Below are 12,470 nucleotides of genomic sequence, written 5' to 3' on the forward strand. Positions count from 1 at the left end.
CATCACCCGGAAGAGTGAAAGTACTGTGTGGACAGTTCATGTTCGTGCTCACTTCGCCAGCGCGGCAAGGAAGCACACGCGTCGGGCACGGCGAACCCGCCCCGCCCGAGAGCCGGACACAGACCGCCGTGGCAGGGAGGTACACGCGTTCGGGCGCGGCAATCCCGCCCCGCCTGAGGGCCGGGCACGGACCGCTACCGTCCTCGACCTCTCGTCGCCGCCGGCGCTGACCGCCACCATCGGCCACCCGACACCCGGCGACGACCGCAGCCACGCTCCCACCTCTCATCGCTGCCGGGCATGAGTTCGCCGGAGGGCCGCCGCGGGGCTGGGAAGGCGAACACCGTTTCGTCGCTGCCAGCTTGAACCGTGACCGTCCACCGGCCGGGCGGCGCCACGTCGAGGTCGACGAAGTCGTCGTCAGGCGCGCCAGTAGGCCATGGAGTGCATGCGGTCCTTGGGGAAGCCGATCTCTTTGCGGGCGAAGGTGGTCAGGGCCCGGGTGGACTTGGCTTCGCAGGCGATCCAGAAGTAGGTCTTCGCTGGGTTCTTCGCGAATTCGGGGAGGTCGTCGCGGACCCGGCTCACCAGGGACTCGCCGTCGTCGGCCCGGGGGATGCGCCTGAGGTCGTGGCGGTCGGTGGTGCGATGAGGCAGTTCGTCGTCGTCGGCCGTCTCGAACCAGATCGTCGCGGGGGTGTCGGGGAAGGCGTCGAGCAGGGAGTTGATAGCCGGGAGCGACGCGGCGTCGCCGACGATGAGGAGGCGCTCCGGGGCGGGGTCGAGGGGTTCGAATCCGGTGCCGTAGACCGTGGCCTGGATCGTGGCGCCCGGTTCGACCCGCTGGGACCAGTCGCTCGCGATGCCCCGGTGCAGGGCGAATTCGATGGCGAACGTGCCGTTCTCGGGATCGGGGTCGACGATCGTGTATCCGCGCTGGTGCGGCTTGCCGTGGTCGTCGAACCAGAGGCGGACCCACATCGTCGGGTGGAGCGGCAGTCGGGCGAGGAGGCCGCCGTCGGTGAAGGTGAGCCGCCGGTAGTGCTCGGTGATCTGCGTCGCGCCGGTGACGGTGAACGTGAAGTCCTTGGCGCGCAGCAGCTTCAGTACCGCGCCCTCCCAGCCGTGGCCCATGTCCGATCCCTTTCGCGTCCCAGTGAAGATGAGTGAGATTTGGATTAGGTTAGACTAACCTAACTATGAGCTTCGTGTGCTATCGGGACGCCTGGGGCGTCCCCCATCTGCGCGCGGCCGACCCCCAGTCGCTCGCCTTCGCTCAGGGCCGCAACGCCGCCGCCGATCGCGCCTGGCAGTTGGAGACCCTGCGGCGCCGCGCCACCGGGACCTCGGCCGCGATCTTCGGTGTCGAGTGGCTGCCCTGGGACCGACTCGCCCGCCAGACGGGCGTCGTCGACGCCGCACGTGCCGCCTTCGAGCAGCTCGACGCCGAGACCGCCGAATGGGTCGGCGCCTACGTCGCCGGCGTCAACGCCGGCCTGCCCGGTGCGGCGGCCTCCGCCCCGGAGTTCCAAGGGGCACCGGGCGTTTGGGAGCCGTGGACACCGCTCGCCGTCTGGCACGCCGAGCACCTGCTCTTCGGATCCGGGTTCCCTGCGAAGCTCTGGCGCGAGCGCGTCATCGAACATCTGGGGGAGGACGCGGTCGGGCGGTTCGCCATGGACGGCCCCGCCCCGACCGGGTCGAACGGCTGGATCGTCGACGGCGCCCGCACCGCCTCGGGCGCACCGATCGTGGCGGGGGATCCGCACCGGTTCCTGCAGCTTCCCGGTGCCTACCAGCAGATTCGCCTGGCCTGCAACGCGTTCGACGTGGTCGGGCTCGCCATGCCCGGCATTCCCGGCATCGCGCACTTCGGGCACACCGGTGGTGTGGCCTGGGGGATCACCAACGCCATGGCCGACACGCAGGACCTCTTCCACGAACGACTGCGCAGGCGCGAGGGGACCGTCGAGGCCCTCGGACCCGACGGCTGGGAGCCCGCCCGGTCCCGGACCGAGACCATCGACGTCGCCGGGGCCGACACCGCCATGGTCGAAGTGATCGCCACTGCACGCGGATCCGTGATCGCCGACGACGGCGACACGGCACTGAGCCTCCGCAGCCCCCTGCACGCCGAACCCGAGCTCGGATTCGCCGCACTGCCGAAACTGCTCCGGGCGCGAACGGTCGCCGATGTCGATGCCGCACTCGACGGTTGGGTCCTGCCGGTGAACGTGGTCATGGCCGCCGACACCGCCGGAGGGGTCCTCCACCGCGTCGCCGGGCGCGTCCCGGAGCGGGACCGCGCCAACTTCGTCCGGCCCGTTCCCGCCTGGGAACACCGATACGCCTGGAACGGCTGGAAACCCTCCCCTTCCGGCACGATCGGCGGACTCGCCGCCATGGCCAACGACCGCGGCATCTCCAGCGGGCTGGGGATCGAATTCTGCGCCCCGCACCGCGTTGAGCGGATCCGGGAACTGCTCGAGACCCGGACCGACTGGACGGCCGCCGACATGGCCGCCATCCACTCGGACACGCACCTGCCCACGGCCGCAACGCTGATCGGACTGCTTTCAGCGCTCGAACTCAGCGCGCCCGCCGCGCTGCTGCGCGAACGGCTCTCGGATTGGGACTGCCGGATGGACGCCGACAGCGCCGATGCCGCCGCCTTCGCCGCCTTCCGCGCCGCGTTCGTGCGGGGCCTCGCCGCACTGCCCGTATTCGCGCCGCTCGCCGAGCCCTCCCGGTACCCGGAGGTCTTCACCCCCTGGCTCGTGCTCGAGGTCCGCATCGCTTTCGCCCTGGAGCACCTGCTCAACGGTGCACTGGTCAGCGAGGAGGAACGGGACACCGCACTTCGGGAGGCCATTGAGGAGGCCGCGACCCTCCCCGCGACGACCTGGGGCGAGATCCACCGGCTCGTCCCGTGGCGGGACGTGGACCCGCCCGAGGCGCTGGCCGGGATGTCCGGCGACGCCGACTGCGTCCTGTCCACCTCGGGCGCGCCCGGGATCACCGAGGACTTCGCCCGCGGCCCCGCCGCCCGCTGGGCCTGGGACCTCGCCGACCGGGAGCAGAGCCTCTGGATCGTCCCCTTCGGAGCTTCGGGCGCGCCCGGCCCGCACTACCGAGACCAGTTCCCGCTGTGGCGGGCAGGGGAGCTCATTCCCGTCGTCACGGATTGGCAACGACTGCAAGAGGAGTACCGCATGATCGACCGCCCGGCAGTGTTCGAGCGCGCCCTGGACGGCTTCGGCGTCGTGTCCATGGTGCCCGTACGGCCCGAGGAGGACCTCGATCTGATCTACGGCTGGGTCACCGAGGAACGCGCCCGCTTCTGGGGCATGACCGAGCGCACGCGCGCATACGTGCTCGAGATCTACGAATACCTCGACTCGCTCGACACCCACCACGCATACCTGGTCCTGCGCGACGCCGAGCCGATCGCGCTCCTCCAGACCTACGAGCCCGACGCCGACCCGGTGGGCGAGTGCTACGAGGTCGAACCCGGCGACCTCGGCGCGCACCTCCTCGTCGCGCCCGCGGGCGGCGGCGCCCGGGCCGGGTTCACCGGTGCCCTCATGAACGCCATCGCCGGGTTCCTGTTCGACGACCCGAAGCACCGGCGCATCGTGGTCGAACCCGACGCCCGCAACGAGCAGGCCGCGGCCCGCCTGCGTCGCACCGGGTTCACGTTCGGGCCCGAGATCCAGCTGCCCGACAAGACCGCCCGGTTGGCGTTCCTCCGCCGTGAGGACGCACTCCCGGATCGGGGGTGAACGCAGACGGCGGGCCCCCTGCCATTCGGCAGGAGGCCCGCAAGCAGCGCCGTTCAAGCACCGGCCGCCCGACGGCGACCTACGGGGTCATGTAGAGCAGTCGGTTCGGGCTGCCGACCGGATCGGTGATCACCCCTGTCGTGGCGTTGCCGGTCAAGACCGAGGCCACCGTCGCCGGACTCGCGGTCGGGTTGGCCGACAGATAGATCGCGGCCACCCCGGCCACATGCGGCGTCGAGATCGAAGTGCCGGTCAACCTCGCGGTGACGTTGTAGAGGTAGTCCGATCGGACGTTCACCCCCGGCGCGAAGAGGTCGACGCAGGACCCATAGTTCGAGGAGCTCCAGCGCGCGTCGTTCACGTCCGACGCCGCCACCGTCAGCGCCGGCCCCACTCGGGCCGGCGAGTAGCCGCAGGCGTCCGCATCGCTGTTTCCCGCCGCGACCGCGTAGGTGACGCCCGAGTTGATCGAAGCCTCGACAGCGGTGTCGATCGATTGACTGGCACTCCCGCCGAGGCTCATCGTCGCGACCGCGGGCTTGACGGCGTTCGCGGTGACCCATTCGACGCCGCCGATGATCGAGACGGCGTCGGAGACGCCGCTGCAGTTGAACACCTGGACGGGCACCAGCTGCACCTGCTTGGCGATGCCCTGGAGCGTGCCGCCGACCGTACCGGCCACATGCGTGCCGTGGCCGTGGCAGTCGCGGGAGTTGCCGTCGGGGACGATGGCGCTGTACCCGGGATCGAGCCGGCCCGCGAAGTCCGGGTGGTCGAGCCAGATGCCGGTGTCGATGATGTACGCGTGCACGCCCGTCCCGGCGTTGGTGTAGGTGTACGAGGCGTCGAGCGGCAGCGCGCGCTGGTCGACGCGGTCCTGGCCCCAGGACGGCGGATTGAGCTGGGTGGCGGCGGTCTCGACCACGGTGTTCTGCTCGACGTAGTCCACGGCGGGATCGGCGGCCAGCCGCTCGGCGTCGGCCGAGTCCATGTGCACGGCGACGGCGCCGATGGAGCCGAGACGGGTCTCCACTCGGCCGTCGAACCGGGCCACCAGGTCTTCGGCCGGGGCCGACGTGTCCTCGAGCGCGACGATGTACTCGCCGGGAATCGCGTCGGGACTGTCGGCGCCGAGGATCTCGGCGGTCCTCGCTTCTGCGGGCGAGGCGGCGACGGCGATCGCGACCGCAGTCGCGGCCACCGTCGCAGTGAAGTAGCGGTTCCGTCCTCTGGTCATGTGCTTGCGCACGGGCATCACCCTTCTGCATGAGTTGATATGGCCTGGATCACAAGGCCGATGAACCCTGTCAGATTGACCGCCGCTAGCGAGCGCGGTCGCGAAGCAGGGGAATATCCCACAATGGAGTGACTACCGACCGGTATCCGCACGAAGAGGCCAGGGCCCGCTTTGTCAGCACGCGCCGTCCTGCGACTTTCGCGCCTTACCCCGATGGAGCACCAGGCCCCCGGTCGCGATGAGCACCGCCGCAATGACGGCCGTCACCGTGACGGGCACCCCCGTCGTCGGCAGTGCCGGCTGGGCGGCCGGAGTCGACGGTGTCGACTGGCTCGGGGCCGCGGACATGGGCGGATCGTCCACGGGATCGAGCACGGGCAGCGCGACTTCGAGGACCACGGGTTCGCCATCGTCGACGACGAGTTCGAGCGAGACGATTTCGACTTCCTCGAGCGGACCGGTGACCTGAATGTGGACGGTCGAATCGCCCGGTGCCACTTCGCCGGTCTGCACCGTGACGTCGCCGTCTCCGCCGTCTCCGCCGTCGCCGCCGCCGTCCCCGTCCCCGTCGCCGTCCCCGTCGCCGTCCCCGTCGCCGCCGTCGCCGGTACTGGTGTCGGCGAAGATCTCATACTGGGCCGGCTGGCCCTGGACGCCAGGGGGATTCGAGAAGTCCACGATCCACTCCGCGTCGGCCTCCTCGTCGGCGGGTTCGGGGTCGACACCGTCCTCGATGGCGATGCCGACGCCGTACTCGAGCTGAGGGACCTCGACGGGCTCCGGCAGTGTCGGCGCCGCACAGTCGCCCAGCTCGAGGGCGTGCTGGAGCGAGTTCTTCAGACCCCGGCCCTCCTTGCCCTTGCCGTCGACGACGGCGCCGGTGCGGTCCGACTGGGCCTTCAACTTGACCTGCTCGGTGTCGCCCGGGACCGTCTGGACGCCGGTGAGGGACCCTTCGCCGGTGCGGGGCAGCACCGCCCCGACCTGAAGGGTCCCTTCGAGGACGGCGTCCTCCCAGGGACCGGAGTCGGCGCCGATCTGCGTGACGATCTCGGCCACCGTGTAGGTGTATTCGACGGCATCGGCAGCCGAGCCGGTGGTGTCGGTCAACGACCAGGCGAGCTCCCATTCGCCGTCGGCGTTGCAGGCTGCCGACGCGAGTTCGAGCGCGGGCGGCGACCATTGCCCCTGCGCCTGCGCCTGCGCCTGCGCCTGCGCTTGCGCTTGCGCCTGCGCCGGAGTCGTCAGTACGGTGGCGCCGACGATGCCGAGTGCGGCGGCCATGGACAATTTGGACAGACTCGAATGCATGCGAACAGCCTGCCAAATGAACCCGCCCCTGGAGGCGAAGCCCGGCGACGGGTCCGGGGATTCTCGGGGCGGCTGTCGCGGACGGCGGCCTGCCGGGAGGCGTCACGGCCCCCGGCGCCGGTGCGCGGCGCCAGGGGCCGATCGGCGAATCCAGCTGCTCCACGGCTCAGGTCCCAATCTCGGGCTGCGGGCCGCTGCATTCGTTCAGGAGGGCCGGGTCGGCCTTGTAATTCGTAGAAGTCATGCGGGTCGAACGCGTCGCCCTGCTCGCGGATCCGCAGCGCAGTCTCCTTGTAGGCCAAGGGTTCATGCGACGCTCCTAACGATGGGGGTCGGCGTCTCCTCAGACCAGCCTAAGCATCGTCATCGATTAACGTCAATGGGTTGCCGAAACTTCCGTCTAATTTTTTTCATGGCTTGACATAACCTGGACCACGGTCCTAGCCTGATCCCACTCATCGAGTGCAATCGATGTCCGACCCCTCGTCCGTGTGAAGGGACCTCCAGCGTGACCAGTGAACGACCTCCCGGCGCCAGCGCAGCGCTCAACCGCCGCAACCTGATGAAGCTCTCCGGACTCGGCCTGGCCGCGGTCCCCGGGCTCGCCGCCTGCGGGCGCGGCTTCGGCGGAGGCGGCGACGACGAATCCGGTGACGGCGTCACCCTCAACATGGTCTGGTGGGGCGACGCCACCCGGGCCGAGAAGACCCAGGCCGCCCTCGACATCTTCATGGAGGCCAACCCCGGCATCACGATCGAGGTCGAGTACCAGGACTCGGGCCCCTACCAGGACAAGCTCGCCACCCGCTTCGCCGCGAACGACGCACCGGACCTCATGGCGATGCGCATGGACTCGCTCCGCGAGTACGCCGACCGCGGCGCGCTCCTGGACCTCAACGAGTACGGCGACGACATCGACCTGAGTGGACTCAGCGAGAACGCCGCGAACCTGGCCGAGGTCGAGGGCAGCGTGTTCGGCGTCCCGGCCGGGCTCAACGCCGTCGGCTTCGTCATCCGCAAGGACTTCGCCGAGCAGTACGGCGTCGCCGTCCCCGACGGGAACACCTGGAGCTGGGACGACCTGGCGGCATTCGCGCAGTCGGTCAGCGACGCCTCCGGCGGAGAGGTCTACGGCACCGGCTTCGACGTCCAGACACTCCAGAACCTCGTGGTCTGGGTTCGCCAGCAGGGCGAGGACCTCTTCACGGAGGACGGCGGACTCGGCGTCACCGCGGGCACGATGGAGGCCTGGTTCAATCTGGTCGACGGGATGCGCAAGTCCGGCGCCTACCCGCCCGCGGGCTTCTTCGAGGAGATCGGCGGCGGGGCCGAGGGGTCGTACATCGCCCAAGGGAAGGTCGCGTCGCAGATCATCCCCACCAACAACTTCCTTGCCTACAACCAGGCGTGCGACGGGAACCTCGCGCTGCTGCGCATCCCGGGCGAGACGCAGGCCGTCCGGCGCGGGCAATCGGTCGACTGCCCGCACCTGTGGTCGGTCGCGTCCGCCTCGAAGCACCCGCAGGAGGCCGTGAGGCTCCTCGACTTTCTCACCAACGACCCCGAGGCCTCGCTCGCCACGGGCACCACCCGCGGCGTCCCCGCGAGTTCGGCTGTGGCCGAAGCGATCAAGGACTCCCTGGAACCCGACGACCTGGTCGCCACCGAGTACCTCATCGGCCTCCAGGGCGAGGACCTGCCGCGCTCCTACACGTACCCGCCGGGCGGCAGCGCCGTCGCCGACTTCCTCGACGTCATCGCCGTCGAAGTCGAGTTCGGCCGCCAGACGGTCGCGGACGGGGCCGCCCAGTTCATCGCCGACGCGACGGCGGCGATCGAAGGGTGACCACCACGTCGACCGAGACCGCCGTCATGCCGGGGGCGGTCGCCCCTCCTGCGCCGCTTGATATGCGGCGCAGGAGGGCGCGAAAGGACCGCGCCGGCTACCTGTTCCTGCTGCCCTGGTTCATCGGGATGCTGTTCACGGTCGTCCCGTTCTTCGCCTCGCTCTACCTGGCGTTCACGGACTACAACCTGCTGAACCCTCCGAAGTGGATCGGACTGGAGAACTTCGCGGACATGTTCCGCGACCCGGTGCTGCTCAAGTCGCTGCGGGTGACGTTCACCTACACGTTCGTGTCCGTGCCGCTCTCGCTCGCGGCCGCGCTCGGCGTCGCGATGATCCTCAACCGCGGCATCAGGGGCCTGCCCTGGTACCGCGCCGTGTTCTATCTGCCCTCGCTCCTCGGCGCGAGCGTCGCGGTGGTCCTGCTGTGGCGCTATATCTTCGGGTTCGACGGGATCGTGAACGCGTTCCTCGGCTGGTTCGGGATCGACGCGATCTCCTGGACCTCCGACCCCGACTACGCGCTCACCACGCTGATCATCCTGCACATCTGGACGTTCGGCTCGCCCATGGTGATCTTCCTGGCCGGGCTGCGGCAGATCCCCGTCATGTACTACGAGGCCGCCGCCGTCGACGGCGCCTCGAAATGGCGGCGGTTCCGGTCGATCACGCTGCCGCTGCTCAGCCCCATCATCTTCTTCAACCTGATCCAGTCGCTCATCGCCTCGTTCCAGACGTTCACGCAGGGCTTCGTCATGAACAACGGCGGCGGCGGACCGGCGAACTCCACATTGTTCTACAACCTGTACCTGTACCAGCAGGGGTTCAACCAGTTCAACATGGGCTACGCCTCCGCGATGGCCTGGACCCTGCTCGTCATCATCGCCGTGTTCACCGCGATCACGTTCCTCTCCGCCAAATACTGGGTCAACTACGACAGCTGAGGTCCCACCCATGTCATCGACCTTGCACACCCCGAAGGCCGCCAAGCCGAACGAGGACGCCGACGCGCTCATCGAGCGACTCGGCAGCACCCGCAGGAGCCGCTTCACCCGGCACGTGATCCTGTGCGTCATCGGCCTGGTCATGATGTACCCGCTGCTGTGGCTCGTCTCCAGCTCGCTCAAACCGAACGGCCTCATCTTCGAGGACCTCTCCCTGTGGCCCGCCGAATGGAGCCCGTCGAACTACACCGACGGCTGGACCGCCCTCGAATACGACTTCGGGATCTACTTCTCGAACTCGATCATCATCGTCGTCCTGAGCATCATCGGGAACCTGTTCTCCTGCTCCCTGGCGGCGTACGGGTTCGCGCGGCTCAAGTTCACCGGCCGCAAGCTCTTCTTCGCGCTCATGCTCGGCACGATGATGCTCCCCGGCCACGTCCTGCTCATCCCGCAGTACATCCTGTTCGCGAAGCTCGGCTGGCTCAACACGTACTACCCGCTCCTGGTGCCGAACTTCCTGGCCACCAACGCGTTCTACATCTTCCTCATGGTGCAGTTCATGCGCTCGCTCCCACAGGAGCTCGACGACGCGGCCCGCATCGACGGCTGCGGCCCGTTCCGCACCTTCTGGAGCATCATCCTGCCGCTGTGCCGCCCCGCGTTCGCCACCACCGCGATCTTCACGTTCATCTCCGTGTGGAACGAGTTCTTCGGGCCGCTGCTCTACCTGACCGACCCCGAGCTGTACACGGTCCCGTTGGCGCTCAGGCAGTTCATCGACTCCGAAGGCCAGTCGCAGTGGGGCCAGATGTTCGCCATGTCGGTGCTCTCGCTCGCACCCATCATCGGCTTCTTCATCGCCGGGCAGAAATACCTGGTCAAAGGCATCGCCACCACCGGCCTCAAATGACGAGAGGAAACACCTTGAACCAGGCGTGGACCGCCGACAACGGCGACGGGACCTACCGGAACCCCGTCCTGCACGCGGACTGGTCCGACCCGGACGCGATCCGGGTCGGCGAGGACTGCTACATGACCGCCTCCAGTTTCAACCGCGTGCCCGGCCTGCCGATCCTCCACAGCCGCGACCTCGTGAACTGGACCCTCATCGGCCATGCGCTCGCACGGCTCGAACCCGAGGAGGATTTCCGGACCCCGCAGCACGGCTGCGGCGTGTGGGCCCCGGCGCTGCGCCACCACGCGGGCCGGTTCTGGATCGTCTACCCCGATCCGGACCGGGGCCTGTTCGTCACCACCGCCGAAGACCCGGCGGGGGAGTGGACGAAACCGCACCTCCTCAAGGGCGGCAAGGGACTCATCGATCCGTGTCCTCTGTGGGCTTCGGACGGGTCGGCGTACCTCGTGCACGGGTGGGCGAAGAGCCGCGCCGGGATCAACAACCGCCTCACCGTGCACCGCATGAACGACGACGCGACCGCGCTCCTGGATGACGGCGCGGTCGTGATCGACGGCGACGCACTGCCCGGCTACCGCACGCTCGAAGGCCCCAAGTTCTACGAACGCGACGGCTGGTACTGGATCTTCGCCCCTGCCGGCGGGGTCACCGACGGCTGGCAGTCCGCCTTCCGCTCCCGCGATCCCTTCGGCCCCTACGAAGGCCGCATCGTCCTCGAACAGGGCGGCACCGACGTCAACGGGCCCCACCAGGGCGCCTGGGTCGACACCGCCGACGGCGCGGACTGGTTCCTGCACTTCCAGGACAAGGGCCCCTTCGGGCGCATCGTCCACCTCCAGCCCATGCAATGGGGCGACGACGGCTGGCCCGAGATCGGCCACAAGGGCGAACCGGTGGCGGCCCATGCCAAACCGCGCGCCGGCGAACGCGTTACCGCCCCCGCGACCTCCGACGACTTCGCAGACCAGATAGGTCTCCAATGGACTTGGCAGGGGAACCCGGAACCGGGCTGGATCCTTCCGGGCCCCGGTCTGCGGCTCGCCTGCGTCCCCACCGATACCGCCGACCTGCGGCGACTCCCGAACGTGCTCGGCCAGCACCTGCCCGGCGACCGCTGCCGCGCCACCACCACCCTCCGCCTCGCCGACACCCCGCCCGGATCCCGGGCCGGCCTCACCATCCTCGGCGACTCCTACGCCTGGGTCGGCCTCACCCGCACCCCCGACGGCGACCTCCTCTCCTGCAGCGCAGCGGAACCCGCCGCACCGGAATCGATCAGAGGCCGCACCGATCCGATCAAGGTCCACCATGGAACCAGCGAGACCGTCGCCCTCGGCGTCGAAGTCGAACCCTCCGGCCGCTGCCGGTTCCTCGCCGGACGGCCCGGCGAACCGCTCGCGCCGATCGGCGAGCCGTTCCAGGCCACCGCCGGACGCTGGGTCGGCGCGGCCCTCGGCCTCTTCGCCGCCACGGAAACCGACGATCCCGGCGGCGCCGCCGAGTTCGGCCCCGTGACCGTCACCGGCATCGACGACAGCGCCGCCCATGGATGACCAGCGGACCCTCGTCCAGACCCGACCCCTCATCCTCGGCGCACAGACCGTCGCCGAATACGTCTGGCGGCCACATCTCCCGAACACGCTGTCGCCCAGACCCTTCCTGCACCCCGTGCGCACCCTCGCCGGAACCGTCGTCACCGAACTGATGCCCCCCGACCACCGCCACCACCTCGGCGTCAGCCTCGCCGTCCCCGACGCGGGCGGCGCCAACTTCTGGGGCGGCCGCACCTACGTCCGCGACCAGGGCTCCCTCCCCCTCCCCAACCACGGCGTGCAACGCCACCACCGCTGGGAGGCCACCGCACCGGCCCTCATCGCCCACGAACTCCACTGGATCGGCCCCGACGGATCCACGCTGCTGCGCGAACACCGCCGCATCGCCGCCCGACCCGTCGACCACCGCGCCTGGGCCCTCGACTTCCGCTACACCCTGCAGAACCACACCCCCGAACCGCTCGTCATCTCCAGCCCCGGCGTCAAAGGCCGCACCGGAGCCGGATACGGCGGCTACTTCTGGCGGGCCCCGCGCGGCCGGAACGCCGTGAAGATCCTCGGCCCCGGCGCCTCCGGCGCCGAACACCTCCACGGCTCCGACGCCCCCTGGATCGCGCTCTGCGCCGCCGATGCCGAACCCTGGACACTCGTCTTCATCGACATTGCCGCCCAACGCGATCCATGGTTCGTACGCGGCGGCGACTACGTCGGCGTCGGCCCCGCACTCGCCTGGACGAAGCCGCTGACGGCCGCCCCTGGCGATGGCCCCCGCCGTCGTATCATCACGGTAGTCGCAGACGGCGACCTCGCGCCCCGAGCGATCGAACGCCTGGTGGAAGCCGTCGCGGCAAGCCCCGCACCCCGCGAGGCCTAAGTGA

At 69.5% G+C, this 12,470-nt stretch carries 9 protein-coding genes; 6 read left to right on the forward strand and 3 right to left on the reverse strand.

What is annotated here, in order from left to right; all coding sequences use genetic code 11:
• Positions 1-420: 420 nt before the first annotated feature.
• A complete protein-coding gene (locus tag JHY01_RS24430) occupies positions 421-1,134 on the reverse strand; it encodes a siderophore-interacting protein (protein ID WP_205328327.1) in 714 nt (237 codons plus the stop codon).
• Positions 1,135-1,199: 65 nt separating this feature from the next.
• On the opposite strand from JHY01_RS24430, the gene JHY01_RS24435 reads away from it, so the two are divergent.
• Complete coding sequence (locus tag JHY01_RS24435; protein ID WP_205328328.1) at positions 1,200-3,782, forward strand: GNAT family N-acetyltransferase; 2,583 nt, start codon at positions 1,200-1,202, stop codon at positions 3,780-3,782.
• Between the two features lie 79 nt (positions 3,783-3,861).
• On the opposite strand, the gene JHY01_RS24440 is transcribed toward JHY01_RS24435, so the two are convergent.
• Entirely contained in the window at positions 3,862-5,037 is a 1,176-nt protein-coding gene (locus JHY01_RS24440; RefSeq protein ID WP_374199589.1) for a S8 family serine peptidase, read from the reverse strand.
• 156 nt (positions 5,038-5,193) lie between these two features.
• A complete protein-coding gene (locus tag JHY01_RS24445; protein WP_205328330.1) occupies positions 5,194-6,330 on the reverse strand; it encodes a hypothetical protein in 1,137 nt (378 codons plus the stop codon).
• 508 nt (positions 6,331-6,838) lie between these two features.
• Here JHY01_RS24445 and JHY01_RS24450 point away from each other — a divergent pair.
• From JHY01_RS24450 to JHY01_RS24470, 5 genes are read left to right on the forward strand one after another with little or no spacing between them, the layout of a single operon-like run.
• Positions 6,839-8,176 (forward strand): ABC transporter substrate-binding protein, encoded by a 1,338-nt coding sequence (locus tag JHY01_RS24450; protein ID WP_205328331.1) that lies wholly within the window; start codon positions 6,839-6,841, stop codon positions 8,174-8,176.
• Positions 8,177-8,202: 26 nt separating this feature from the next.
• Positions 8,203-9,120 carry a carbohydrate ABC transporter permease gene (locus JHY01_RS27080; protein ID WP_374199592.1) on the forward strand — a complete coding sequence of 306 codons (918 nt, stop codon included), beginning with the start codon at positions 8,203-8,205 and terminating at the stop codon, positions 9,118-9,120.
• Positions 9,121-9,130: 10 nt separating this feature from the next.
• Positions 9,131-10,033: a carbohydrate ABC transporter permease gene (locus JHY01_RS24460; protein ID WP_205328333.1), complete on the forward strand. Its 903-nt coding sequence runs from the start codon at positions 9,131-9,133 to the stop codon at positions 10,031-10,033.
• Between the two features lie 14 nt (positions 10,034-10,047).
• Entirely contained in the window at positions 10,048-11,592 is a 1,545-nt protein-coding gene (locus tag JHY01_RS24465) for a glycoside hydrolase 43 family protein (RefSeq protein WP_205328334.1), read from the forward strand.
• Positions 11,585-12,466 carry a PmoA family protein gene (locus tag JHY01_RS24470; RefSeq protein ID WP_205328335.1) on the forward strand — a complete coding sequence of 294 codons (882 nt, stop codon included), beginning with the start codon at positions 11,585-11,587 and terminating at the stop codon, positions 12,464-12,466. The genes JHY01_RS24465 and JHY01_RS24470 overlap by 8 nt, the downstream gene beginning before the upstream one ends.
• Positions 12,467-12,470: the final 4 nt, after the last annotated feature.

The organism is Glycomyces sp. YM15, assembly GCF_016918015.1.
Taxonomy (GTDB): Bacteria; Actinomycetota; Actinomycetes; order Mycobacteriales; family Micromonosporaceae; genus Glycomyces.